General features: G+C 72.1%; 22 protein-coding genes. 9 read left to right on the top strand and 13 right to left on the bottom strand.

Annotation, left to right across the window (positions count from 1 at the left end; genetic code table 11):
- Positions 1–6: 6 nt before the first annotated feature.
- The 7 genes from BMW99_RS00810 to BMW99_RS00780 all read right to left on the bottom strand — a co-directional run bounded on the left by BMW99_RS00810 (position 7) and on the right by BMW99_RS00780 (position 5,559).
- Positions 7–387, bottom strand: coding sequence for a TadE family protein (locus tag BMW99_RS00810; RefSeq protein WP_069463790.1), 381 nt, complete (start codon positions 385–387; stop codon positions 7–9).
- Between the two features lie 163 nt (positions 388–550).
- On the bottom strand, positions 551–790 hold the full coding sequence (locus BMW99_RS00805) for a hypothetical protein (protein ID WP_245791116.1): 240 nt from the start codon (positions 788–790) through the stop codon (positions 551–553).
- A 54-nt stretch (positions 791–844) separates the two neighbouring features.
- The gene (locus BMW99_RS00800; RefSeq protein ID WP_069463774.1) at positions 845–1,753 is read right to left on the bottom strand and encodes a type II secretion system F family protein; all 909 of its coding nucleotides are present in this window, start codon (positions 1,751–1,753) and stop codon (positions 845–847) included.
- Positions 1,750–2,757 carry a type II secretion system F family protein gene (locus tag BMW99_RS00795; protein WP_079138445.1) on the bottom strand — a complete coding sequence of 336 codons (1,008 nt, stop codon included), beginning with the start codon at positions 2,755–2,757 and terminating at the stop codon, positions 1,750–1,752. The genes BMW99_RS00800 and BMW99_RS00795 overlap by 4 nt, the downstream gene beginning before the upstream one ends.
- Positions 2,757–4,064: a CpaF family protein gene (locus BMW99_RS00790; protein ID WP_069463775.1), complete on the bottom strand. Its 1,308-nt coding sequence runs from the start codon at positions 4,062–4,064 to the stop codon at positions 2,757–2,759. Before BMW99_RS00790 ends, BMW99_RS00795 begins: the two co-directional genes overlap by 1 nt.
- Positions 4,061–4,864, bottom strand: coding sequence for a MinD/ParA family ATP-binding protein (locus BMW99_RS00785; RefSeq protein WP_069463776.1), 804 nt, complete (start codon positions 4,862–4,864; stop codon positions 4,061–4,063). Before BMW99_RS00785 ends, BMW99_RS00790 begins: the two co-directional genes overlap by 4 nt.
- Before the next feature lie 20 nt (positions 4,865–4,884).
- Positions 4,885–5,559 (bottom strand): hypothetical protein, encoded by a 675-nt coding sequence (locus BMW99_RS00780; protein WP_245791115.1) that lies wholly within the window; start codon positions 5,557–5,559, stop codon positions 4,885–4,887.
- Positions 5,560–6,059: 500 nt separating this feature from the next.
- Between BMW99_RS00780 and BMW99_RS00775 the strand changes: the two genes are divergently transcribed.
- Positions 6,060–10,595 (top strand): FtsK/SpoIIIE domain-containing protein, encoded by a 4,536-nt coding sequence (locus tag BMW99_RS00775; protein WP_069463778.1) that lies wholly within the window; start codon positions 6,060–6,062, stop codon positions 10,593–10,595.
- An 85-nt stretch (positions 10,596–10,680) separates the two neighbouring features.
- Here the strand turns inward: BMW99_RS00775 and BMW99_RS00770 are convergent, their stop codons facing one another.
- Positions 10,681–10,932: a hypothetical protein gene (locus tag BMW99_RS00770; protein WP_069463779.1), complete on the bottom strand. Its 252-nt coding sequence runs from the start codon at positions 10,930–10,932 to the stop codon at positions 10,681–10,683.
- Between BMW99_RS00770 and BMW99_RS00765 the strand changes: the two genes are divergently transcribed.
- The 6 genes from BMW99_RS00765 (at position 10,925) to BMW99_RS00740 (ending at position 15,543) form a co-directional block, all read left to right on the top strand.
- Entirely contained in the window at positions 10,925–11,182 is a 258-nt protein-coding gene (locus BMW99_RS00765; protein WP_069463780.1) for a hypothetical protein, read from the top strand. The two genes, BMW99_RS00770 and BMW99_RS00765, sit on opposite strands and share 8 nt — an antisense overlap.
- Positions 11,183–11,405: 223 nt before the next feature.
- A complete protein-coding gene (locus BMW99_RS00760; RefSeq protein ID WP_069463781.1) occupies positions 11,406–11,702 on the top strand; it encodes a hypothetical protein in 297 nt (98 codons plus the stop codon).
- Between the two features lie 6 nt (positions 11,703–11,708).
- On the top strand, positions 11,709–13,049 hold the full coding sequence (locus BMW99_RS00755) for a putative T7SS-secreted protein (RefSeq protein ID WP_069463782.1): 1,341 nt from the start codon (positions 11,709–11,711) through the stop codon (positions 13,047–13,049).
- A 56-nt stretch (positions 13,050–13,105) separates the two neighbouring features.
- Positions 13,106–13,990 (top strand): hypothetical protein, encoded by an 885-nt coding sequence (locus tag BMW99_RS41075; RefSeq protein WP_069463783.1) that lies wholly within the window; start codon positions 13,106–13,108, stop codon positions 13,988–13,990.
- A 12-nt stretch (positions 13,991–14,002) separates the two neighbouring features.
- Positions 14,003–14,782: a hypothetical protein gene (locus BMW99_RS00745; protein WP_069463784.1), complete on the top strand. Its 780-nt coding sequence runs from the start codon at positions 14,003–14,005 to the stop codon at positions 14,780–14,782.
- Entirely contained in the window at positions 14,782–15,543 is a 762-nt protein-coding gene (locus tag BMW99_RS00740; protein ID WP_069463785.1) for a hypothetical protein, read from the top strand. The genes BMW99_RS00745 and BMW99_RS00740 overlap by 1 nt, the downstream gene beginning before the upstream one ends.
- Before the next feature lie 24 nt (positions 15,544–15,567).
- Here BMW99_RS00740 and BMW99_RS00735 read toward each other — a convergent pair whose 3' ends face one another.
- Positions 15,568–16,521, bottom strand: coding sequence for an alpha/beta fold hydrolase (locus BMW99_RS00735; protein ID WP_069463786.1), 954 nt, complete (start codon positions 16,519–16,521; stop codon positions 15,568–15,570).
- A 330-nt stretch (positions 16,522–16,851) separates the two neighbouring features.
- Complete coding sequence (locus BMW99_RS00730) at positions 16,852–17,544, bottom strand: metal-dependent transcriptional regulator (RefSeq protein ID WP_069463787.1); 693 nt, start codon at positions 17,542–17,544, stop codon at positions 16,852–16,854.
- A gap of 141 nt (positions 17,545–17,685) precedes the next feature.
- On the opposite strand from BMW99_RS00730, the gene BMW99_RS00725 reads away from it, so the two are divergent.
- A complete protein-coding gene (locus tag BMW99_RS00725) occupies positions 17,686–18,447 on the top strand; it encodes an SIS domain-containing protein (protein ID WP_107451571.1) in 762 nt (253 codons plus the stop codon).
- A 156-nt stretch (positions 18,448–18,603) separates the two neighbouring features.
- On the opposite strand, the gene BMW99_RS00720 is transcribed toward BMW99_RS00725, so the two are convergent.
- Together BMW99_RS00720 and pdxH are read right to left on the bottom strand one after the other, a co-directional pair.
- Positions 18,604–20,100 carry a PAS domain-containing protein gene (locus BMW99_RS00720; RefSeq protein ID WP_075016045.1) on the bottom strand — a complete coding sequence of 499 codons (1,497 nt, stop codon included), beginning with the start codon at positions 20,098–20,100 and terminating at the stop codon, positions 18,604–18,606.
- Positions 20,101–20,433: 333 nt separating this feature from the next.
- Entirely contained in the window at positions 20,434–21,072 is a 639-nt protein-coding gene (pdxH, locus tag BMW99_RS00715; protein ID WP_069466126.1) for a pyridoxamine 5'-phosphate oxidase, read from the bottom strand.
- Between the two features lie 250 nt (positions 21,073–21,322).
- Here pdxH and BMW99_RS00710 point away from each other — a divergent pair, with 250 nt between their 5' ends.
- The gene (locus BMW99_RS00710) at positions 21,323–22,423 is read left to right on the top strand and encodes a citrate synthase 2 (protein WP_069466121.1); all 1,101 of its coding nucleotides are present in this window, start codon (positions 21,323–21,325) and stop codon (positions 22,421–22,423) included.
- Positions 22,424–22,600: 177 nt separating this feature from the next.
- On the opposite strand, the gene BMW99_RS00705 is transcribed toward BMW99_RS00710, so the two are convergent.
- Entirely contained in the window at positions 22,601–25,567 is a 2,967-nt protein-coding gene (locus BMW99_RS00705; RefSeq protein WP_069466122.1) for an FAD-binding and (Fe-S)-binding domain-containing protein, read from the bottom strand.
- Positions 25,568–25,636 lie beyond the last annotated feature (69 nt).

Here is a 25,636-nt window from a genome sequence, read left to right as displayed (position 1 = left end):
CGGTGGTCAGCCCCCGTTGTCCGGCACGAAGCGCTCGACCGGGCCCTGCGACTCCTCGTGCACCGTGAAGTGCAGGCCGGGGAAGATCGTGGGCACCCGGGCGGTCACCAGCACGCCGACCGTGGCCGGGTCGGGCTGCAGCGGCGTGATGGCCTGGCCGTCCAGCAGGTTCGGGCCGAGCTGGTCGATGTAGTCCTGTGCGGTGGAGGTGGCCTTGCCCTGCCAGCCGCTCGGATCGGCGTCGGCCTCCGCCCTGGCCTTGCGGGCGCCGGCCTGTGCCGCCGCCTGCGCGACGTGGTCGGCGAAGAAGTACAGGGCGAACTGCACGGTCGCGAAGATCATGAAGAACAGCACCGGGGTGAGGAACACGAACTCGATCGCGGTCATGCCGCGGTCGCCGTACGGGCGCCGGCCCGCGGTGCCCGCGGCCGTGCCCCGGCCCGCGCGGCTGCCCACGCCGCTGTCGCCGCGGGTGGCGTCCAGCCTGCGGCGTACGGCATGGCGCAGCACGTCGGTCGTTCGGTTCATGTCTCGGTCCCCCGGTGAGCGGTCAGCAGCTCTTGGCGTCGCCGGTCGTGCTGTTGATGCAGTTGCCGACGCTGTCGGCCTTGCCCTGCAGGGCCTGCTTGATCACGAAGCCGACGACGGCCACGATGCCGACGACGATGGCCGAGATGACGACCCACTCCACCGCGGAGGCGCCGCGCGACATGTCCTCGTTGCGGACGCGGTCCATGCGTGCCCGCAGGTAGATGAGCATGAATTCGAGTGGCGGACTGCTGTTCTGCATGCGGTTCATCGTTCGAGTCCCCTCGTTGGTCACTTGCTTGGGTGGTGGCGGTGATCAGACCTGGAACACACGCATCGCTGCGGGAAAGAGCAGGAAGACCAGGAAGCCCGCGCACAGCAGGAGTTGCGCGACGAGCATGGACTGGGACTTCTCACCCGCGGACCCCTCGATCTCGGCGAGTTCGCGGTGGCGCATCGTCTCGGCGCGGGAGGCCAGCGACTCGCGGACCTTCGCACCGTCGTCGGCGACCAGCCCGAGGGTGACGGACAGGTCCTGGAGTTCCTCGATACCGAGCTGGTCCCCGAGGCGTCCGAGCGCGACCCACTGGCTGGTGCCGGTGATCCGCGCGTCGTTGAGGGCGTTGCGGATGCGCATCAGGGCCCAGCCGTCACTGACTTCGGAGGCGGCCATCAGGGCCTCCGGCAGGCCGCGGCCGCCGGCGAGGTTCATGGAGACCAGGTCGAGGTAGGCGCCGATGACCCGGCGGAGGTCCTTGCGCTTCTCCGCCGCGTCCCGCCGCACCTCGATGTCCGGCAGCAGGAAGAACACGCCACCGAAGATCAGGGCGAGCCACACCGGTATCACCGGGTTGACGCCAAAGCCCACTTCCCAGGCGACGGCGAACAGGAAGGGACCGAAGACGACACCGGCCGCCGCCAGCATGAGCTTGCCGGCGAGGAAGCTCTCCCAACTGCGGTCCAGCACCGCGAGGTCGGCGCGCACCGAGCGCAGTTCCCAGCCCTGTTGCAGGTAGAACGCGGCGACGCGCTGACCGATCCGGCCCCGGAGCCCCGAGGTCTCGGCCGGGCCCGCGGCGGCGGTCGGTGACGCCGCACGCATCGCGTCGACCTGCGCCACGGCCGACACGGCGCTGCGCCTTCCGGGCATGAGGGCCCTGACGAGGGCGAAGACGCCGAGGCCGACGAGGCCGCCGACCAGGCAGGTGAGGAAGATCGCGTTCATCGGGCGGCCTCCTGTCCCGGCATGGCCTGGTGGCCCGGCAGCGGTTGTTGCGGTCCGCCGTGGCCCGCCGCGGGCTGGCCGTGCGCCGCGCCCGGCACGAACGCGCCGGGCATGAAGCTCTGCTGGGCGAGCCGTTCGGGCGCCTGCACCAGGAAGCGGTCGGGTGTCTCGATCTTCGACAGGCTGCGCAGCCACCAGAATCCGGCGGCGAACAGCCCGCACACGACGGCGAGGACGAGCTGGCCGAGGGCGGTGCCGTACGGCTTCACGAAGCCGCGGTTGAAGATGGCCAGGCCGAGGACGAAGACCACGGAGACGACGACGACGATCTGGACGCTGCGCCGGGTGCTGGCCCGCTGGGCCATGACCCGCTGCCGCATGTCCACTTCCTCGCGGGCGGACTTGGCGAGGGCGCCGAGCACCTCGCGCAGACCCGGGCCGCGCAGCTTCGCGTTGAGGATGAGGGCGGCGATGATGATGTCGGCCGAGGCGTCGTTGATCTCGTCGGCGAGATGCTGCAGCGCGTCGGGCAGCGGGGTGCGCGAACGCAGTTTGTCCACCAGGGAGTCGAGGTGGACACGCAGCGCGGGCGCCGCGGCCCGGGCGGAGGCCGGGATGGCCTGTTCGAGGCCGACGGCGCCGGCGATGGTGTCGCGCAGCGACTCCGTCCATCCGGCGAGGGCCTCGACGCGCTTCATCGCCGCGCGTTCCTCGGCCGCGCCGCCGAACAGCCGGTCCCAGGTGAAGACGAGGACGGCGGTGGCGACGCCGATGACGATCCAGCGGGTGAGCGCGAGGACCGCCAGGCCGGTGACGATGGCGATGGAGCCGCGCTGGGACAGGAAGCGGACGAGGTCGGACGCCTTGTCGGCCGACGTCTGTCCGGCCGGGACGGGTTTGGGCGCCCAGCCTCGCATCGCGACGATGAACAGCGCGATACCGCCGCCCACCACCGCTCCGGCGAGGAGTCCGTACATCACGGACATGGAGAAGACCCCGGTCATTACCGCCACACCCCCGTGGGCTGGTAGCCGTTGGCGAGGAGTTCGTCGAGACAGGCGATGGGGGCGTGGGGCATGGCCACGCCGTCCGGCCCCTCTGCGAAGACCTCACTTGAGAGTACGCGTCCGTCGACGCCGTTGACCTCGCGGATGGAGGTCACGACGCGGTGCAGAGTGCCGCCGCGCTGGTAGTCGTTGCGCCGCTGGACGAACACGACGAAGTCGATGGCCCCGGCCACCAGCATCTGCGACGCCTCGACCGGCAGCCGCTCCCGGGCCTGCAGGGCGTAGGTCGAGATGCGGTTGAAGACCTCGCCGGAGCTGTTGGCGTGGATCGTGGAGAGCGAGCCGTCGTTGCCCTGCGACATCGCGTTGAGCATGGTGACGATCTCGTCGCCGAGGACCTCACCGACGATGACCCGGGAGGGGTTCATGCGCAGGGAGCGGCGGACGAGTTCGGCCATCGTGATCGCGCCCAGGCCTTCGGAGTTGGGCAGCCGTTCCTCGAACGCCACCACGTTGGGGTGCAGTTCGGGGAACTGGTCGAGTCCGAGCTCCAGCGCGCGCTCGACGGTGATCAGGCGCTCGTGCGGCGGGATGACGTTGGCGAGGGCGCGCAGCAGCGTGGTCTTGCCGGCGTTGGTGGCACCGGCGATCATCACGTTCTTCCTGGCCAGGATGGCGGCGGCCAGGAACGAGCCGAGCTCGGGCGTGAGCGTGTAGTTGCCGACGAGGTCGCTGAGGAAGACCTTGCCGAGGCGGGCGCGGCGGATCGACAGCGCGGGGCGGCGGGTGACATCCATGACGGCGGACAGACGCGAGCCGTCCGGCAGCCGCAGGTCGAGCTGCGGGTTGGCGGAGTCGAAGGGGCGCGAGGACAGGCCGGAGTAGGCGCCGAGCACCTGGATCAGCTCGACGAGTTCCTCGTCGGACTCGGCGACCGCCTCGGCCTGCTGCTCGCGGCCGTCGGCGTAGCCGACGAAGACCTGGTCGCATCCGTTGATGTCGATGTTCTCGACCTCGGGGTCGTCCAGCAGCGGCTGCAGCCGGCCGACACCGAACAGGGCGGCGTGCACCGCGGCGGCGTACGCCTCCTCGGCGTGCGCGTCCGGCGGGGTGCGCCCCGTGGTGATCTCGGAGCGGGCGTACTCCTCCAGGATCTGGGCGATGATCGCCCGCGCGAACTGCCGCTCGTCCTCGGACGACATCGCCAGGCGGTTGGCGGCCTGGTCCAGCCGCCGCTGCTCGGAGATGCGGTCGCCCGCCTCCTGACGGAAGCGTTTGACGAGCTGGTGGTCCACCTCACTCATCGGAAGACCCCGTACCGCTGCGGTACGTCGGCGGTGATCTGGCGGGCGGAGCGGATCAGCAGCGACTTGTCCAGGCGGCCGCGGCGGCGGCCGCTGAGCATCTCGGCGCCGGCCGGGTCGTGGGCGATGGTGCCGACGACCCGCGCGGAGATCTGCGAGGCGACGAGCATGTCGTTGACCTGGCCGGCGATCTTGGCGCTGCTGCCGGGCTCGGCGATGAGCAGCACGCCGATCGGCGGCTGGCCGAGCGCCGCGGCGGCGCCGCGCTGGGAGCCGTGCAGTTTGGCGGACAGCGCACCGGCGCGGTCGCGGACGCGGGCCAGGTGTTCCGGTTCGGTGCGGGAGACCAGCAGCAGCAGCGAGGAGTGTGCGAACAGGTCCATGGTGGGCGAGTCCGCGCCGATCCGGCCGCAGTCGGCGATGACGTCCGCCGCGCCGTTGGGCGACTCGGCGAGCGTGGCGAAGGCCTGGCCGAGCATCGGCCACAGGCCGGACAGGCCGGCTGCCTGCTCGGCACTGCCGAGGCCCACCAGGACGTCGAGTCCGCCGGTGAGCGGCTGGGCGTGGTCCCACAACTGCTCGGCGGCCAGGCCGCGTCGGGCCGTCGCGGCGAGCGAGAGCATGCCGGAGTTGGGGTCGAGGACGCCGCCGTGTGCGGCGCGCGACCGGTAGACGAGGTCGCCGCCGGCCGGGTCGGCCTCGGCCAGCAGGACGCGCCGGGGCCACACCGCGGCGAGTGCGACAGCGGTCGTGGTGACGCCCGGTGAGCCCTTGTCCGCGGCGATGGTGATGAGTGCCATGACGTCTGCGCTCGCTCGGGTCAGTTCTTGCCGGGTACGAGCACGAGCGCGACGTCGCCTGCCGAGGCGGCGACCGTCAGGCTGCCCGCGACGCTGGAGTCCGCGAGCACCTTGACGGACGTGTTGCCCGAGCCGAGGTCGCCCGAGGACGTGTCGACCGTCTGCACGATCAGGTGGTCGCTGATGAGGGAGCTGTCGGAACCGAGGGAGTCGCTGCCGCCGCTGGAGCCGCTGCTGGAACCGCTCTTGGTGGCGTCGATGCCCACGCGGTAGGCCGCGACGGTGTCACCCGGGTTGAGGCCGCTGGGGAACTGGCCGTCCTTGAGGGAGAGTCCGACGATGGACTTCCCGGGCGCCAGGCCGGTGTTGCCCTTGGTGATCAGGGGCACGGTCAGCACCACGCCGGCCTTGAGGTTGGTGGCGGCCCGGTAGTTGTTGGTCAGGTCGCCCCGCTGGCCCCAGCGGACGAACTGGATGTCCGTGACGTCGGAGATCTCGATGTCCCTGATGGCCGACTGGGGGATCGGCTGCCCGGCGGCGACGTCCTGCGTGATCGCCACGACCTCGATCTTGTTGCCCGCGCGCAGGACCATGACGGTCGCGCCGAGGGCACCGACGAGGATCAGGAGTACGGCGAGTGCGGCCAGCGCGGGCTTGCGCTCGCGGGGCGCCATCGGCAGCCGGTCTCCGCCCACCGGCGCACCGTGCGCCGGCGCAGGAACGGCGCGGCGGCCACCGCCGCCGCCCGCAGCGGATCGTTCCCTGGTCTTCACGTCACTGCCCCCGTCGAGCCGGCGTGTGTCCTGTAGATATCGGCTGCGTGGGGAGAGATCGTCGCGCTCTGTCCGGCGACCGCAAAGCCGATGTCAAGTCACCGCACGCTATCAGCGCCTTACAAAGGGCCTCAAGGCGTGTCCCGTGACAACCGACTCACAGGCTTGCAACAGAACAGAACGTGCGAGATGGCATGTGCATCTCACGTTACGCGATTCAACTCCCGCCCCATCCACCCCTCTTTGCTCCGGCTTGAGACCACTGTGCCACCTCTGCCCGGGCCCGTGTCCAGCCCCGATACCGGCCTGTGGATAAACCCGCGCAAGTTATCCACAGGCGCCGCACCGGGCGCCCCACGAGCCGTCCGCAGCCGTTATCGTCCTTGACAACCACATCGAATCCCGGGGGAACGAGGAACGCCGTGCGTCTGTCGTTGACCGTGGTCGACCCGCTCGGCGGGGACCGCGCCGATGTCCTGGTCGACACCGATCCGGCGTCGACCGTCGCCGATGTAGCGCGCGCGCTCGGGCAGAAGGTGAGCGGCGGCGGTGCGGAGATCATCTCCATCTCCGGCGGCGCCGCGCGCACGCCCGGCTCGCCCGCCGTCTACGTCGACGGGTACGCGCTCGACCCCAACTGGTCGGTGGCGCAGTCCCCGTTGCGCGAGGGCGCCGTGGTCAGCCTCTACGACCCGGCCGGCTGCCTGCCCGGCGAGCCCGCCGGCATGGTCGAACTGCGCGTGGCCGGCGGCCCGGACGCGGGGGCCGTCCACCGACTGGGCCTGGGCCGGGTGGAGATAGGACGCGGCCCCTCGGCGCGCGTCCGCGTCAACGACACCGAACTCGCCGACCGCGCGGCCGTGCTGACGGTCGGCATGGGCGGAACCTGCCAGGTGACCATCGGCGGCGAGACGAAGGACTGGCCGCTCGGCGACCAGCTCGCCCTCGGCAACAGCCTCCTGGAACTCGGCCCCTACATGCCGCCGAACGCCGCGCTGCAGGCCGGCGAGGACGGCGCGACGTACGAGTACAACCGGCCGCCGCGCCTGTCCCCGCCCGAGCGGGCCACGATGTTCCGGCTGCCCAGCCCGCCGAAGGAGCCCAACGCCCGGCCGCTGCCGTGGCTGATGGCGCTGATGCCGCTGATCATGGCCGTCACGATGGCGTTCATGATGCACCGCATGACGTACCTGATCATGGCGGTCGCCAGCCCCCTGGTCATGGTCGGCAACTACTTCCTCGACAAGAAGAACGGACGCAAGTCGTTCGCGAAGACCGTCACCGAGTACCGCGAACGCAAGGAGGCCATCGAGGGCGACGCGAACACCGCCCTCGACCTCGAGCGCAAGGACCGCGCGGCGGCGTCGCCCGACCCGGCGACGGTGCTCAACACCGCGACGGGCCCGCGGACCCGCCTGTGGGAGCGGCGGCGCAGCGACGCGGACCACCTGCTGATCCGCGTCGGCACCGCCAAGCTCCCCTCCGAGGTCGTGCTCGACGACCCGGAGCAGGAGGAGCACCGGCGCAAGGTCAACTGGGAGATCGAGAACGCCCCCGTCGCCGTGGAGCTCCGGCGCCTGGGCGTGGTCGGCTTCGCCGCTCCGGGCGACGGAGCGAGGGCGATGGGCCGCTGGGCGGTCGCGCAGGCGGCCACCCTCAGCAGCCCGATGGACGTGCAGTTCTACGTGCTCACCGAGCAGGCGGGCCAGGAGAGCTGGGACTGGGTGCGGTGGCTGCCGCACGCCCGTCCCACCGACGGCCAGGACGCCACCGCCCTGATGGGCACCGACGCGGAGACGGTGGCCGCCCGCATCGCCGAGCTCGGCTCCATCCTGGACGGCCGCCAGAAGGCCAAGCAGAAGGCGGGCAGCGCCGCCAACCACGCGGCGTTCTTCAAGGACCCCGACATCGTGGTGGTCCTCGACGGCTCACGGCGGCTGCGGGCCATGCCCGGCGTGGTCCAACTGCTCCGCGAGGGACCGGGCGTCGGGATGTTCATGATCTGCCTGGACTCCGAGGAGCGCTTCCTGCCGGGCGAGTGCCAGGCCGTGGTGGTCGCCGAGTTCGAGGCCCTCACCGAGCAGGCCCCGGTCGCCTCGGTGCCGCAGCCGCGCGGGAGCGTCGGGCCGCAGGGCGGCTTCCCGTCGGCCAACGCCTGGTACGCGGGTGCCCAGCAGGCCCAGGCGGTGCAGGTGGAACCGGAGTTCGGGGCTTTCCGGCTGCGCGTGGAACAGGCGGGCTCGGCCCGGATCCGCAAGGTCCGCCCCGACCTGGTGTCCCCCGCCTGGTGCGCGCGGCTCGCCCGCTGCCTGTCCCCCATCCGCGACATCAGCGGTGACGCCGAGGACTCCGCGATCCCGTCGGCCAGCCGCCTGCTGGACGTCCTGCAGCTCGAACCGCCCACGCCCGACGCGATCGCCGCCCGCTGGCGGGTGAGCCCGATCTCCACGCAGGCCATGGTCGGCGAGTCCTACGACGGCCCGTTCGCGATCGACATCCGCAAGGACGGCCCGCACGGCCTGATCGCCGGCACCACCGGTTCCGGCAAGTCGGAGCTGCTGCAGACCATCGTGGCCTCCCTCGCGGTGGCCAACACCCCCGAGGCGATGACGTTCGTCCTCGTCGACTACAAGGGCGGCTCGGCGTTCAAGGACTGCGTCCAGCTGCCGCACACCGTGGGCATGGTCACCGACCTCGACGCGCACCTGGTCGAACGGGCCCTGGAATCCCTGGGCGCCGAGCTGAAGCGCCGCGAGCACATCCTGGCCGAGGCGGGCGCCAAGGACATCGAGGACTACACCGACTTCCTCAAGCGGACACCCGAGCTCAAGCCGATGCCCCGGCTGCTCATCGTCATCGACGAGTTCGCCTCGATGGTCCGCGAACTGCCCGACTTCGTCACCGGCCTGGTCAACATCGCCCAGCGAGGCCGCTCCCTGGGCATCCACCTGCTCCTCGCCACGCAGCGCCCCAGCGGTGTCGTCTCCCCGGAGATCCGGGCCAACACCAACCTGCGCATCGCGCTGCGGGTCACCGACGGCAGCGAGTCGTCCGACGTCATCGACGCTCCGGACGCGGGGAACATCTCCAAGTCCACGCCCGGTCGCGCCTTCGTGCGACTCGGCGCGACGTCCCTGGTGCCGTTCCAGTCCGGGCGCGTCGGCGGCCGCCGCCCCGGAGCGGTGGAGAACGTGACGGTGGCCCCGTGGGTGGGCATCGTGGACTGGGCGCAGCTCGGCCGGAGCGCGCCGCAGCGCCCGGCGGGAGCCAAGGGCGAGGACGACGAGATCACCGACCTGAAGGTGCTGGTCGAGGCGATCTGCGGGGCCAACGAGCGGATGGGCATCCCCGCCCAGCACAGCCCCTGGCTGCCCGCGCTGCCCGACTCCCTGCAGCTGGACGAGCTGCCGCTGCCGGCCCCGTTCGGCTCGCTGCCGGCTGCCCCCTACGGCGTCGAGGATCTGCCGGCGTTGCAGGCCCGCAGGCCGGTGGCCATCGACTTCCACACGTTCGGCCACCTGCTGGCCGCGGGCGCGCCCCGGTCTGGCCGCTCACAGCTGCTGCGCACCATCGCCGGCTCCCTGGCACGGACGCTGTCCGCCGCCGACCTCCACCTGTACGGCATCGACTGCGGCAACGGCGCGCTGAACGCGCTGACCCGGCTGCCGCACTGCGGTGCCGTGGTGGGCCGCTCCCAGTCGGAGCGGGCCATCCGTCTCATCGGCAGGCTGAAGGCCGAGATGACACACCGTCAGGAGCTACTGGCGGCGGACGGGTTCGCGGACATCGGCGAACAGCGGGCCGCCGCGGCCACCGAGGAGGAGCGCCTCGCGCACATCGTGATCCTGCTGGACCGCTGGGAGGGCTTCATGCCCTCGCTCGGCGAGCTCGACCACGGGGCGCTCACCGACGAGATCTTCACCTTCCTGCGCGAGGGCGCGTCCGTCGGTATCCACCTGATCATCACCGGTGACCGCACCCTGATGGCCGGCCGCATCTCCACCCTCACCGAGGACAAGATCGCCTTCCGGCTCGCGGACCGCGGGGACTTCTCGCTGATCTCGATCAACCCGCGCAAGATCCCCGAGGAGATCCAGCCGGGCCGGGCCTACCGCTCGGAGTCCGCTGTGGAGTTGCAGGTCGCGCTGCTGAACGGCGACTCCACCGGCCAGGGCCAGGCCGCGGCGATCGCCGCGATCGGCGAGGCCGCAACCGCGCGGGACGCAGGCCTGCCGCGCGCCCGCCGCCCGTTCCGGGTGGACGTGCTCCCGTCCCGCCTGTCGTTCGCCGACGCCTGGGAGATGCGGGACACCGACGCGGCCCGCGACCCGCTGTGGGCGCTGGTCGGTGTCGGCGGCGACGAGCTGACCGGCTACGGCCCGAACCTCTCCGACGGGCTGCCCGCGTTCGTGATCGGCGGCCCCGGCAAGTCCGGCCGCTCCACGCTGCTGATGACGCTGGCCCGCAGCTACCAGCAGCAGGGCGTCAAGCTGGTGATCGCCACCCCGCGCCCCTCACCGCTGCGCGGGCTGGCCGGCGGCCCGGGCGTGCTGCGCACGTTCACCGACAGCGACATTCCCGCGGACGAGATGTCCAAGGCGCTGGAGGAGGCGGAGGGCAGCCCGGTGGTGGTCCTGGTCGACGACGCCGAGCTGCTCAAGGACTGCGAGGCGAAGGACATCCTGAAGGACATCATCGCGCGCGGTTCCGACCACGGCAGGGCGGTGGTGATCGCCGGCGGCGAGGAGGACATCTGCTCCGGCTTCTCCGGCTGGCAGGTGGACGCCAAGAAGGCGCGCCGCGGTGTGCTGCTGTCGCCGCAGCAGACGATGAGCGGTGAACTGATCGGCACGCGGCTGAGCCGCAGCACCGTCGGCGGACAGGTGACGCCGGGCCGGGCCCTGCTGCACCTGGGCGACGGCGAGCCGAAGACGGTGACAGTGCCGCTGACGGACTGAGGCCATGGGGCGGGCGCCTGCGGGGACTGCTGCGGGCGTCCGGCGGGCGTCCGGCGCGGGCCGGTTCCCGGCAGCCGGGCGAGGGTCAGTTGCTCGGCAGCCCGGTGCGAGTGAAGGAGTCGGTCAGCCCGCCGGTCCACTGCACGGTGAGCGTCTTGCCGTCGGCGGCGAGGGTGCCGTGCCCGGACGTGCGCTGCTTGTTGCCGTCCATGCACGTCAGCGTGAGTGCGATGGCGTCCTCGCCGGTGTAGGAGCCGCCGCAGAGGCTGGTGCTGGTCAGCCCCGCCGTGCCCTTGCCGAGGACGAGTTGGACCTTGGTGCCGCCCTGTGTGGCCATCCACACGCCTTCGACGCTGTGCGAGTCGGTCTCGCCGCTCGCGGTCGGGGAGGACGAGGTGGCAGGCGCCGCCGCGCTGGTCGTGGCGCTGGGTGCCGGCTGGTCCGCCGACGAGGACGCGCTCGTACTGGGTGCCTTCTTGCCCTGGCTGCCGCTGTCGCTGCTGCACCCGCTCAGCGCCAGCGCGACGGCTGCCGCGGCGGCGGCGATCGCTGTTCCTGTGAGTGTTCGGCCACGACAACGCATCTGAAGTTCCCCCAACGAGCGAAGTGGATCCAGCGAACCGCAAGTTACCAGCAGGTCGGGGGCGAATGCGCCGTGTGATCGGCCCTGGGGGCCAGCTGTCGCAGGACCGTGACGAGCGGAGCCTGGGGCAGCTCCGTAGACGCCCCATAGAGTAGCCCTCACGACTCAGCCGCAGGCCGCGCAGCCTTGGCACATGCCGTAAATCGCCGGGAAGGGAATGATTCTTCATGGGGGACCTGCAGATAAACGGAACGGTGATGGGGGACTTGCGCAAGACGTTCTCCACCATCGCCAGCCGGATGGACGGAGTGAGCCGGGCGATGGGTAACGCCAACGGCGAATCCGTGGGGGCTCCGAAGCTCATCGACGACGTGCACGACTTCGCCGACGACTGGCACTACGGCATCAAGCAGATAGGCCAGCACGCGGACAACGCGGTGCACATGATCGACCAGATCGGCAAGACGTTCGACGACACGGACCTGCAGCTCGCGAACTCCCTCAAGACGGACGGGAAGAAGTGAGCGGCCGTGACACGTAGCTTCCCGCACCTGGGCTTCGACCCCACGCCCGGCGACGTGGGCCTGACCCGCTCGCTGGCCCGGCAGATCGGCGACCTGCACACCGAACTGACCACCACCGTCGGCGAACTGGACCGCATCGAATGCGGTTACTGGCGCGGCGAGGCCGCGAAGGCGTTCATCGCGCACATCGACAGCGACGTCACCCCGCTGATCAAGAAGGCCCACGACTCCTTCGGCAAGGCCTCCGACGCCCTGTCCCGCTGGGCCGACCAGCTCCAGGGCTTCCAGAGCGAAGCGGACGCGCTGGAAAGGGAAGCCGCCACCAAGCAGGGCACCCTCGACCACGCCAAGACCGCCGCCGGCATCCCCACCGACCACAGCACCCCCCACCCGGCGCCCGAGGCCTCACCCAACCCGGACCCGCAGGCCGCCGCGGACGCGAAGAAGAAGCAGCAGGACGTCACCGACGCCGGCAACGCCCTCGACGGCGTCCGCCACCGCGCCGACGAACTCCACACCCGCTACACCAACGCCGCCACCGCCGTCAGCCACGACCTCGACAAGGCCGGTGACATCGCCCCCGACAAGCCCGGCCTGTTCAGCCGCATCGTCCACGGCGTCGAATCCGCCTGGAACGACACCGTCCAATGGGTCAAGGACCACGCCGACCTCATCAAGCTCATCGGCGACCTCCTCAGCGACCTCAGCGGCATCCTCGGCATGCTGGCGATCCTCACCGCCCCCTTCGAACCGCTCGGCGCCATCTTCGCGGCCGCGGCCGTGGTGACGAGTGCGGCGGCCCTGATCACGCACCTGGTCGCCAAGCTGGCCGGTGCCGACGTCAGCTGGGTCAGCATCGGTTTCGACGCTCTCGGCGCGATCCCGGGCATCGGTGCGTTCTCGAAGGGCGTGAAGGTCGCGGACGGCGCGATCGCCGCGGGCCGGGCCGCCGAACTCGGCGAGGGCTTCAAGGGCGTGGGCACCCTCGGCCGCAACTTCGTCGGTCTGTCCGGTGACTTCGTGGCCGGCGCCAAGCAGGTCAAGCTGTTCGGCAAGACCCTCGAGATCGGCGGACTGAAATACGCCGGGAAGATCGTCTCCGACGGCAAGATCATGAACCGCATGCAACTGGTCTCCGAGGGCCTTTACCGTCCCGGCCAGCTGCTCGGCACCAAGGGCCTGAACCTGGTGACGAAGGGCCGGGTCGCCATCGACGCCATGGGCAACCTCGGACGCGGAATCGACGCGGGCCTCAAGCTCGCGCCCAAGCTGTACTCGATCCCGCAGCACATCGGCGAGGCCGTGCACCTCGGCGACCGTTTCGACCAGTCGGCCACGTCGCACTGACATAGGCTGACGCCTCCTCCCCCACCGCAGGTGCCCCACCGAAAGGCCGCTGAACGATGGACTGGTATCCGGAGCCGGACGAATCCACCCTCGTGCGTACGCCGATCCGCTTCGCCACCGGTTACGCCCCGCCCGTGGCGGGCTCGCGCTGGTTCCGGGACACCTCGCGTCGTGACATCCAGGGCGAGCTGCCCGGCTGGCCGGCCGGCCCGGAGTACCGGCTGCACGCACCGGCCACGCAAGCCGCCAACCGGGTGGGCGGCGGACTGCTCGGCGGGCTGGCCACGGCGCTCAAGGCGGGCATGGACGCGGTCACCGGCAACGCGACCACGGTCAGCGGCGCCTCCAAGGCCAGTGGCAAGGCGCAGTACCCGGCGGACGAGGTCGAGGACTTCCCCGTCCTGTGGGCCGCCCCGGGCACCCGTGCCCGCTCGCTGCCCTGGCAGCTGGACCCGGGGCGCCGGCCCGACCGCTACCGCGTCGACGCCGCGGTCACCGAACGGCGGCTGGTGCTGCTCGGCGTCGGCTCCGACATGACGGCCGCGGCGGACGTGCTGTGGGAGACCCCGCGCGACGCGATCGCCGGGGCCGAGCACCTCGCGTTCAGCGAAGGCGGCAACGACCTGCGGATCCGCTTCACGGACGACTCCTGGACCCGGCTGGCCTCGGGCGACTCCCAGAAGCTGGTCGGGCTGCTCTCGGACCACCGCAAGCTGCTGCCGGAGTCGGCGCTCACCCCCGCGCAGCGCGAGCGCGTGGCCCGCTTCGTCGCCGAACTCCCCGCGGCCGCGCAGGCACCCCGCTTCTACCGGCTGGCCAGTGGCGCCGTGCTCGTGGAGGCCCAGGCCCCCGCCAAGGTCGGCCGCGGCCTGTCGGAAACCCATTCCATCTTCATGGGGGAGACCGGCGAGCCGGCACGCCCCCAGCCCGGCGATCTCTAGGCGACAACTGCGATGACCACTCCCCCTTCCGACACGCTGCAGGGCCCCTCGGCCCCCGTGGCGTCCGACGACGCCACGACGACGGAGGAGATCCTCCTCCCGGACATACCCCCGCTGACCTTCGACGTCCCCGAGTCCTTCCACGCGCTGCCCATCGCGATCACGCCCGAGCATCGTGCCGCGCTGGCCGAGGAGTTCGTGCGGGACCTCTATCCCAACGGCGACGACGACCTGTGGACCCCGGCCGCCCCGTACTACGCCGCGCTCGGCGAGACCATGGGTGACCAGGGCCTGGCGTACGCGGCGATGGGCCTGTTCTCGATTCCCGAAGGCATCGCGCACTGCTCGTTCACCGTCGCCGCGATCGAGTCGGACCACCCGTCGGTCGACGTCGCCGCCAACGGCATCCGCGAGATCCTCGTCCGCGACGAGAACAACGACGCGCGCTGGATCGACCTGCCGTGCGGTCCGGCCGTGTCCTGCGTGACGCTCCGCCAGATCACCATCAGCCCGGAACTGACGGCCAGCGGCGAGGAGGCCCGGCTGCACATGGGGCAGGTGCAGGTGTACGTGCCCTTCTCGACGGGCCCGTACACGGCGGTGTTCACCATGGACACCGCCGCCGTCGACTACTGGGGCGAGTTCAGCGAGATGATGATGGCCGTGCTGCGCACCATCAGCTTCGCCGACAGCGACGACGATGCGGGGGCGGCGCCCGGCGCCGTCGCCGGGTCCTCGACGACCGCCGAGGAGACGCCGGAGAGGGCGGAGACCACGGAGACGGCGGGCTGATGGCGGCGGCTCCGGCCTCTGCGGACCCGGCACGCCCCACCGGGTTCGCCCGCGTCTGGGAGGCGGGGCGGATCGGAGCGCCCACCCGCGGTGCGGCGTGGGCCCGTTGCGCGGTGACGTTCGTGGTCACGCTGGTGGCCACGGCCGGGATCGCGGTCGGGTGGTCGCACGCGACGTACGCGGGGGCGTTCGCCGTGGCCGGGCTGGCGGTGGTGGTCCTCGCCGCGTCGGTCACGATGGTGCTGATGCTGTACTGGCTGCACGGTTCCATCGGTCAGGTCCTCTCCGGATTCCTCCTGCTGCTGTTCTGCATGCTGGCCGGCGGGTTCGCCGTGTCGAACGCGGTGTTCACGGCGCGGGGCGAGGTGTCCGACGGCACCATCGCCGCGTTCACCCACCGCACGACGCTGCGCACCTCGTGGGACGCCTGCCGGGTGCGGCTCGACGACGGCTCGTACGTGAGCCGCCAGATCCGCTGCGACCGGCCGTCGGTCGGCGAGCGGGTCACGGTCACCCAGGACCCGACCGGGCTCGCCGCCCCGGCGTTCGGCGACCGCACCCATGGCTCGCCCGTCCTGCCCGGCGTGGTCGGGGCGGCCTTCCTGCTGCTGACGGTGACCCTTGTGCGGGCCACCGCCCGTGGGGAGCGCAGCCGTCTGGCGGGCACCCCGAGCCCTGCCGAGCGGCCCAACCCGGGCTACTACCCGCGCCGTCTGGCGTCCCCGGAGTACGGCTCCCGCTCCTCGGCGGACTCCGACTGACCGTCCGTCAGGGAGCCCGCCGGATCAACGTCCGCGCGCGGAGCATGACTTCTGTCCCTGCGCCTGCACGACCCGCAGGAACCGCTCCAGCACGCGGGACCACTTTTCGGGCTGGTCCCAGGGCACGAGGTGGCCCGCGTCGGCGATCTCCGCGTAGTGGCCGCGGGGCAGGACCCGGACCATCTCCTGCGCCTCCGCGCGGCCGAGTTCGCCGTCGACCCCACGGACCACGAGCACCGGGCAGCCGACCTGCGCGAGTTCGTCCCAGTGCGCGTCGCGTATCCAGGGCTCGCGGGAGGCCAGCAGGTGTTCGGGCGCCTGCACCGGATACCAGCCGTCCTCCCGCTCCTCCAGCGTCTCGGCGAGGAACTCGCCCCTGACGGCGTTCGGCGGGGCCGCCCAGGGGTCGAACACGGAGAACCACCGGCGTGCGTCCGCGAGGGACGCGAAGGGCACCGGCCAGGACGCCAGCCAGTCCTGCCACTCGCGCTGGCTCGCCTCGCCGAGCGCCGAGGCCCGCATGTCGCAGATGACCACGGCCGACACGAGATCGGGCCGGGCGACCGCGCACCGCCATGCCGTGAGCGCCCCTGTCGAGTGACCGATCAGGACCGCGGGCCCCAGGCCGAGCTGTTCGAGGGTGGCGATCGCGTCCGCCGTGTAGGCCTCGGGGGTGTAGGGCCCCGCGGGCTTGCCACTGCCGCCGTGGCCGCGCTGGTCGAGCGCGACCGCCCGGTACCGGGGGGCGAGCCGGCGGGCGGTCGGGACCCAGTGCGTGGCGCGGCCCAGCAGGCCGTGCAGCAGCAGCACGCCGGGGCGGCCCGGCATGTCGGCGGGTTCGGGGACCACCGGGACGACCGGAACCCCGGGAACGATCGGCACCCCCGGGATCTCGGGCGCCACGGCGGGCTCGGGCGTGTACTCCCAGGCCGCGAGCCGCACGCCGCCCGCTCCCGTCACCTCGTGTCGCTTGATCATCTCCCGCACCTCCCTTCGAAGCACACGCTATCGAACTTTTATTCGAACAAGGGGCTCACGCGGCCAACACCCCTCGTTCGAGTGACGGCGCTCAAGGATTGGCCGCACGGGCCGAGGGGAGATCTTCAGCGGGACGCGGCGCGAAGGGGAAGCGGGTCGCGGGGAGGCACTCGGGAAGCTCGGGGTCCTGAGTCCTCCGCGGGGAAACCTCTGGGGAGGGGCACAGGGGAGGGAAAGGCCCCGGCGCCGTGAAGGCGGCGCCGGGGCCGGATACGCAAGCTGTTCGGTTGTCGGGGAGAAGGCGCTCCGGGGCCGCGGCGGCCCGAAGGGTCAGCGCTTGGCCACGAAGACGTGGGAGGCGATCTCCTCGTCGAGCTCCGCCGCCTCGCCGCCGCTGCCGACCAGCACCCCGCGGGAGGCCTCCGTCACGCTGATCACGGCGCCCGGCTGCACACCGGCCCGCCGCAGCGTGTACATGACCTGCGCGTCGGTCTGGATCGGCTCGCCGATCCTGCGGACCACCACGCTCGCCCCGGCCGGCCCGGGACGCAGTTCGGTCAGGCTGACCATGCCCTCTTCCAGGAACGGGTCGGCCTCGCCCGTCTCGCCCAGCTCCTCCAGGCCCGGGATCGGGTTGCCGTACGGCGACTCGGTGGGGTGCTGCAGCAGCTCCAGAACCCGCCGCTCCACCGCCTCGCTCATCACGTGCTCCCAGCGGCACGCCTCAGCATGCACCTGCTCCCATTCGAGGCCGATCACGTCGACCAGCAGGCACTCGGCGATGCGGTGCTTGCGCATGACCCGGGTCGCCGTGCGGCGGCCCTCCTCGGTCAGTTCCAGGTGCCGGTCACCGGCGACGTGCAGCAGCCCGTCGCGTTCCATCCGCGCCACCGTCTGGGAGACCGTCGGGCCGCTCTGGTCGAGCCGCTCCGCGATTCGGGCGCGCATGGGGACCACACCCTCCTCCTCGAGCTCCAGGATGGTGCGGAGATACATCTCCGTCGTGTCGATCAGTCCGGACATCGCGCCCCTCGTGTAAATCGTGCGTGGCCCTGAGAGCAATTCTGACGCATCGCGCCGACAACCGTTCCCGGCGCGGCAGTGCCGGCCCCCTACCTCCGTCTTTCTTGACACCGGGAGCGCCGTGGCAGCACGGTGATCCGCATGACTGAGCCCTCCGAGCACCTGTCCGACCGGTACTTCGACGCCGCCGTCGCACTCCTGCGGCGGGTACGCGACGAGGAGCGGGAGGGCATCAGGGAAGCGGCCGCCGCCGTGGCCGACGCGATCGCCGGCGGCAACCGGGTGTTCGTCTTCGGCGCCGGCCACTCCTCGCTGCCGGCCCAGGACGTGGTGTACCGGGCCGGCGGGCTCGCCCTGATCAACCTGCTGGCCGTTCCCGGGGTCGTCGGCGTCGACGTGATGCCCGCCACGCTCGGCAGCGCGCTGGAGCGGGTGGAGGGACTGGCGGGCGCGGCGCTGGACACCAGCCCCGCCCGCGGCGGCGACGTGCTCTTCGTGATCTCGCTCTCCGGCCGGAACACCCTGCCCGTCGAGATGGCCCAGAACGCCCGCGCCCTGGGCATGACGGTGATCGCCGTCACGTCGGTCGTCTACGCCGCGGAGACCCGCTCCCGGCACGCCTCCGGCACGTTCCTGAAGGACCACTGCCAGATCGTCCTGGACTCCAAGATCGCGGTCGGCGACGGCGAGTTGACGAACGACGCCATCCCGGCACCGTTCGCCCCCGCCTCGACCGTCGTCACCAGTGCGCTGATGCAGGCCGTGATGGCCACCGCGGCGTCCGATCTGGCGGCCCGCGGCGTCACTCCGCCGATGATCCGCTCGGGCAACGTCGACGGAGGCCACGAGTGGAACGGCCGCGTCTTCGACGAGTACCGGGACCGGATCTTCTTCCGGCACTGAGCCGGTCGGTCTCCGGAACGCCGAACCGGATCCCCCGGGCGCTGGGCCGGGTCCCGGCGATAGCCCGCACTGGTCCAGTGCGGGGTATCTCCCGCACGCACTGAATCAGTGCGGAGATCCGCCGGGTGCGCTGAACCAGTGCGGAGATCCCTGGTCCTAGGCGCCGGGCCCAGGCCCACCGTCGGTCGGGTCACCGCGGTCCCCGCCACCGGCGCCGTAGCCGCCGAAGCCGGGCCCACCGTCGGTCGGGTCACCGGCGCCACCACCGCCGTCACCGGCGTCGTCGGCGTGCCGTGATCCGTCGCCGACCGGTCCTCCCAGGCCGGCGAGGTCCAGGGCCGTGGCGACGCGTGCCGCGACGTCCTCGGCGTACGCCGCGTCCGCGGGGTCGAACGGACGGCGGCCCGTTCCCCGCAGGAAGGTGACGGCGCCGACCGTGCGGGCCCGGCTGCGCAGCACCACGGACAGGCCGTGCACGGTGCCGGCCGGCCAGAGCCTGGCCGCCGCCCACGCGTCGATGCGGGCCCGCGGGCCGGGTTCCCCGCCGCCAGGTGCGGTGAAGGTGGTGCGCACCGTGCCGAGCCGCTCCATCGCCTGCACGACGGGGTGGCCGGCCCCGTACCCCACGGGGATCGTGTTGCCCTCCACCGGCTGGCAGGGGCCGGGAGCGGCCTGCTCTCCCTCAGGTGTGGCGACGACCCTGACCGGCCGCCCCGCCTCGTCCAGCGCGTCCACGAGCGCGTGGTCGGCGAACCCGGCGAGCGCGAAGTCCATGTGCAGGGCCACGGCCTCGAGCGGGTCCTCGCACTCGCCGGCGGCCCGGTCGGCTCGGTGCAGCTGCTGGTACCGGAAACGCACCTGAGCGCTCTGCTGCTCGGCGGTCTTCTGGCGGGTGACGTCGCTGAACAGCCAGCCGACACCCAAGGGCACGGGTTCCTCGCCGAGCGGCGATCCCAGGCGGACGAACCCGCTGCGCCAGCAGCGCCGGGCGCCGGACTCGCTGCGGGGCTTGACCCACAGGTCGCTGACCCCGGGCGGCGCGCCCTCCGCGAGAACGTGCTGCAGGGCGCTCTCCAGCTCCTCCGCGCCCTGGGAGAGCAGGTCGCCCAGGGGACGCCCGAGGAGCGCGTCACGGCCCGTGGCCAGCATCTTGGCGGCGCGGTCGTTGGCGACCGCCGGGCGCAGGTCCGCGTCGATGAGGACGACGCCCCAGGTGGCGTCCGCGAACAGGGCCTCGCTGAGCGCGATGGACCGCTCGAGGTCGATCTGCGCGTGCACCTCGGAGAACGCGCAGTAGACGCCGGCGGGCTCACCCGAGGCGCTGGACACGGCCGCGGCCTGGGTCCTGACCAGGACCCGGCGGCCGTCCTTGGTGAGCAGCGCGAATTCGTTGACCTGGCGCCCGGGTGCGTCCATCACCGCCAGCAGCCGGCGCTCGGCCTCCCTGGCGTCGGCGCTTCGCGCCGCCCAGCCCTCGAAACCGTGCTTGCCGATCGCGTCGTCCGCGCTCCAGCCGAGTATGCGGGCCGCCTCGGCGTTCCAGTGGGTGATGACGCCGTCACGGTCGAAGGCACACAGACCCGCCTCCATCCCGTCGAGCAGTGCCGCGAGCAGTTGCTCGTCGCTTCGGGGTTGCGCATCGGAAGGCTGCACGTCTCACTATTCAACTCTTGTGTGCGCTGCATCACACCTGGTTCACATAAATCCCTTGTCTGGATCCGGATCTCTTCTTAGGGTTGCATCACACACGAAGGGAGGTGGTCTGAAGCATGAGTTGCACTCGGACACGTGAGGTGACTGCGGGCTAGCTCCGCGCACCCGGCGTGCGCGTTGCGCGCCAATCCCACGCAGTTCACCCGACCCGCGGGCTCGTCGGAATTGTCCGGCCGGTGCTCGGAGCCACCCGGCTCCGGGGAGCAGCCCGCGGGTCGTTCGTTTTCCCGGCACTTCCCGGTACTTCCCACCACCTGAGGTGCGGCGGTTCGGCTAAGGCGCGAGCCGGTCGACGGCCCAGGTGCCGCCCCTTCGCAGCACGTACCGCAGGCGGTCGTGCAGCCGGTTTTCCCGGCCCTGCCAGAACTCCACGGTGCTGGCCTCGACCCGGAAGCCGCCCCAGTACGGCGGGACCGGCACATGGGTGCCCTCGGGCCAGCGTGCGGCGAACTCGGCGTACCGCTCCTCCAGGGCCGCGCGGTCCTGGACGACGCTCGACTGGTCGCTGGACCACGCGCCCAGCTGGGAGCCGTGCGGCCGGCTGTGGAAGTAGGCCGCGGTCTCCTCCTCCGAGACGCGGTGTGCCAGGCCGCCGACGATCACCTGGCGGGCGATGGGGTGCCAGGGGAACAGCAGCGAGACGTGCGGGTTGGCCGCGAGTTCCCGTCCCTTGCGCGACCCGTAGTTGCTGAAGAACACGAATCCGCGCTGGTCGTAGCCCTTCAGCAGCACGGTCCGGGAGCTGGGGACGGCGCCGGGGCCGGCGGTGGAGACCACCATGGCGTTGGGTTCGGTGAGGGCCCCGGTCCCGGTGGCGCGCACGGCGTCCGCGAACCACCGGGCGAACTGCTCGTACGGGTCGTCCGCCAGACCGGCCTCGTCCAGCCCCGCCGCGCGGTACTGCTTGCGCATGGCCGCGGGGTCGTCCTCACGCACCTCTTGTGGTTCTCGCACGCGCACATCTTCCAGGACCGCGGAGTCCGGCCGCACCGGCGCCAGGGGATGTGCGGCATCTCACCCTTACCGGTGGGTCCGCCGACCGAGAGAATTGACGGTCCGGCCCGGCCCGCCGCATCGGGGCGACCGTCGTTTGGGCGGCCCAGGACCGGAGACACAACCCACCAAGGGACCGTCGAGATCAACCGCCCAGAGGAGCCGCCTCATGTCCGATTTCGTGCCGGGACTCGAAGGAGTCGTCGCGTTCGAGACCGAGATCGCCGAGCCGGACAAGGAAGGCGGCTCACTGCGCTACCGCGGGGTCGACATCGAGGACCTCGTCGGCAAGGTGAGCTTCGGGAACGTGTGGGGCCTGCTGGTCGACGGGAAGTTCAATCCCGGGCTGCCGCCGGCCGAGCCGTTCCCGATCCCGGTCCACTCCGGTGACATCCGCGTCGACGTCCAGTCCGCGCTGGCCATGCTCGCCCCGGTCTGGGGCCTGAAACCGCTGCTGGACATCGACGAGGCCGAGGCCAGGGACGGTCTCGCCCGCGCGGCCGTCATGGCGCTCTCCTACGTCGCCCAGTCCGCCCGCGGCCAGGGACGGCCGATGGTGCCGCAGAGCGAGATCGACAAGGCCCAGACGATCACCGAGCGTTTCATGATCCGCTGGCGCGGCGAGCCCGACCCCAAGCACGTCGCGGCCGTGGACGCCTACTGGACGTCGGCCGCCGAGCACGGCATGAACGCGTCGACGTTCACCGCCCGGGTCATCGCGTCCACCGGCGCGGACGTCGCCGCGGCCCTGTCCGGCGCGGTCGGCGCGATGTCCGGCCCGCTGCACGGCGGCGCCCCCTCCCGGGTCCTGGGCATGATCGAGGAGATCGAGCGGACCGGGGACGCCGAGGGCTACGTGAAGGCGGCGCTGGACCGCGGCGAGCGCCTCATGGGCTTCGGGCACCGGGTGTACCGGGCCGAGGACCCTCGGGCGCGCGTGCTGCGCCGCACCGCGCGCGAGCTGGGCGCCCCGCGCTTCGAGGTGGCGGAGGCCCTGGAGAAGGCCGCGCTGGCCGAGCTGCACGCGCGCCGGCCGGACCGCGTCCTCGCCACGAACGTCGAGTTCTGGGCGGCGATCATGCTGGACTTCGCGGAGGTGCCGGCGCACATGTTCACCGCGATGTTCACCTGCGCCCGCACGGCCGGCTGGTCCGCCCACATCCTGGAGCAGAAGCGCACGGGCCGCCTGGTCAGGCCGTCGGCGCGCTACGTGGGCCCCGGCTCGCGCGGCCCGCAGGACATCCAGGGCTACGACGGGATCGCGCGCTGACCCCGGCAGGACGCCGGCACTGAGGGGCCCGGGCGGACCCGGACGACGACGGCGGCACGGCTGCAGGGCGAGCAGCCTGAGGTGACGGTGGGGCCCCTTCGCGGGCCCCACCGTCACGTTGCGGGTAAGCGGCGTCGACTCTTGATCGGCGCCCCTTACCGGCGGCTTACCGACGACTCACCGGCGGCGGCGGGTGTCGTCCGCGTCGCCGCCCTCCGCGGCGTCCTCCCCGCCGCCCTGTGCCGTGCCTTCGGTAAGTCCCCCGGAATCTCCCTCGGGAAGTCCTTCAGGAAGTCCCCCGGGAAGTCCCTCGGCGAGGAGTTCGGCGAGGTGCCGCGCGCGGACGCCGCCGAGCTGGGCGAGCTGGGTGCGGCAGGAGAAACCGTCCGCGAGGACGGCCGTGCCGGGTGCGGCCGCGCGTACGGCCGGCAGCAGGGCCTCCTCCGCACAGGCCCTGGACACCTCGAAGTGCCCCTCCTCGAAGCCGAAGTTGCCGGCGAGTCCGCAGCATCCGCCGGTCAGCTCGCCGGTGAGGCCGGCCCGCTCGCGCAGCCGCCGGTCCGCCGCGTCGCCGAGCACCGCGTGCTGGTGGCAGTGGGTCTGGCCGACGACGTGACGGTCCAGGCGCGGCGGTTCCCAGTCGGGTGCGTACTCCTCCAGGGCTTCGGCGAACGTCCGTACGGACGCGGCGAGGCGGGCGGCCCGCGGGTCCGCCGGGCCGAGAAGTTCGGGCAGGTCGGTGCGGAGCGCGGCGGCGCAGCTGGGTTCGAGGACGACCAGCGGGAGCCCGGCGTCCAGCAGCGGTCCGAGCCGGTCGAGGGTGCGGCGCATGACGGCTTTGGCGCGGGTGAGTTGGCCGGTGGAGACCCAGGTGAGGCCGCAGCACACCGCGGACGGCGGGAGGCTGACCCGCAGTCCGGCCGCCTCCAGCACGCGCACGGCGGCACGGCCGGCGGCCGGCGAGAGGTGGTCGGTGAACGTGTCCGGCCAGAGCACGACGGCCGGTCCGGCCGCGGTCGGCCCTCCCCGATATCCCTCGTTCGCCGCTCTTCCGTCCCACCATCGAGTGAATGTCTCGGATGCCAGTTCGGGCAGTTCGCGTTCCTGAGCGAGCCCGGCGAAACGCTTCACCAGCCAGGCGATTGACCGAGTTCTGCCAAGTGCGTCGAGGGGCTTGGCCATCGGCGCCGCCGCGCGCAACCACAGCGGCAGCCAGCCCATCGCGTAGTGGGCGCGGGGCCGGAGCCGGCGCCGGTAGTGGTGGTGCAGGAACTCGGCCTTGTAGGTCGCCACGTCCACTCCGACCGGGCAGTCGGAGCGGCAGCCCTTGCAGGAAAGGCAGAGGTCAAGGGCATCGCGGACCTCGGTGGAACGCCAGCCGTCGGCCACCACCTCACCGGCGAGCATCTCGTGCAGCAGCCGGGCCCGGCCGCGGGTGGAGTGCTGCTCCTCGCCCGTCGCCCGGAACGACGGGCACATGACACCGGGGCCGCTGTCGTGGGCCGCCGCGGTACGGCACTTGGCAACCCCGACGCACCGGCGGACCGCGGCGGAGAAATCACCGCGGTCATCCGGATAGGTGAATTCCACGTCGACCGCGGACGATCCCGGGGCGGGAAGCACGGCGAACCGCAGATTGCTATCAATTTCCTCGGGACGCACGAGCATCCCCGGATTCATTCCGCGGTCGGGATCCCAGAGTTCCTTGAAATCTGAAAAGAGTGCCATCAGCTCCGGGCCGTACATCTTCGGCAGCATTTCGGCGCGCGCCTGCCCGTCGCCGTGCTCACCGGAGAGCGAACCGCCGTACGACACCACCAGGTCGGCGGCGGCTTCGGAGAATCGGCGGAACCGCCCGACACCGGCCTTGTCCATGAGGTCGAAGTCGATGCGGACATGGACGCATCCGTCGCCGAAGTGGCCGTAGGGCGCGCCCCGCAGCCCGTGATCGGCCAGCAGGGCCCGGAAGTCCCGCAGGTAGGCGCCGAGCCGGCTGGGAGGGACCGCGCAGTCCTCCCAGCCGGGCCATGCCTCGCTGCCGTCGGGCATGCGCGTGGCGGTTCCGGCCGCGTCCTCCCGGATCCGCCACAGGGCGCGCTGCCTCGCGGGCTCGGCGACGACGGCGTGACCGGTCACGGCGTCGCCCGCCGCACGGCACATGTCGCGGGCGCGGGCCTGCGCGTCGCCGGGGTCGTCGCCGCCGACCTCGACGAACAACCAGGCACCGCCGGCCGGCAGCGTGCCGGCCGCGTCGCCGACGAGGTCGGCGGCCATGCCCTCAACGGTCAACGGGCCGTGCGGCAACAGGAGATGGGCGGCCTCCGCGGCGGCCGACTCGTCGTGGTAGCCGAGCACGAGCAGCACGCGTGCGGCAGGCAGGGGGACCAGGCGGACGGTCGCCTCGGTGAGCACACCGAGGGTGCCCTCGCTTCCGGTGAAGGCCCGGGCGGTGTTGCGACCGCGTTCCGGAAGGAGGCTGTCGAGGGCGTATCCCGAGATACGGCGCGGGAGTTGGGGGAAGCCGGTGCGCAGCGGGGACAGGTTCCGGTCGGCGAGTTCCCTGAGCCCGTCGCGCAGGCGGGGTGAACCGGCCCCGGGCAGGCCCCCGTCCAGCCGGACCTGCTCGCCGCGGTAGGTCAGGACGTCCAGGGCGAGGACGTTGTCCGCGGTGGTGCCCCAGGCCACCGAGTGCGACCCGCAGGCGTTGTTGCCGATCATCCCGCCCAGCGTGCAGCGGCTGTGCGTGGACGGATCGGGGCCGAAGGTCAGCCCGTGCCGCGCGGCTTCGGCGCGCAGGTCGTCCAGGACGGCTCCGGGCTGGACGCGGGCGGTCCGCGCCTCGGGGTCGACGTCAACGACCGCGTTCATGGAGCGGGTGAAATCCAGGACGATTCCGGTTCCGGTGGCCTGGCCGGCGATGGACGTCCCGCCGCCGCGCGGCACGACGGGCAGCCCGAACCGGCGGCACACGGCGAGCGCGGCGGCCACGTCGTCGGCGTCCGCGGGGGCCACGACGCCCGCGGGCACCCTCCGGTAGTTCGAGGCGTCCATGGTCATCAGGGCACGCGACCCGGCGTCGAAGGCGACCGTGCCCCGGACCGCGCCGCGGAGCACGTGTTCCACCTCTGTGAGATCCACCGTCATGTGCCCAGCTTGCCCAGGGGAAGGCGGTGTTCATCGCTTCCGCCCTCGCCGGGCGGGGCGCGCCCGGGC

This window comes from Actinacidiphila rubida, from assembly GCF_900110255.1.
Taxonomy (GTDB): domain Bacteria; phylum Actinomycetota; class Actinomycetes; order Streptomycetales; family Streptomycetaceae; genus Actinacidiphila; species Actinacidiphila rubida.
Note: the sequence above shows the minus strand (reverse complement) of the source record. Positions and strands in the feature narration are given on the sequence as shown.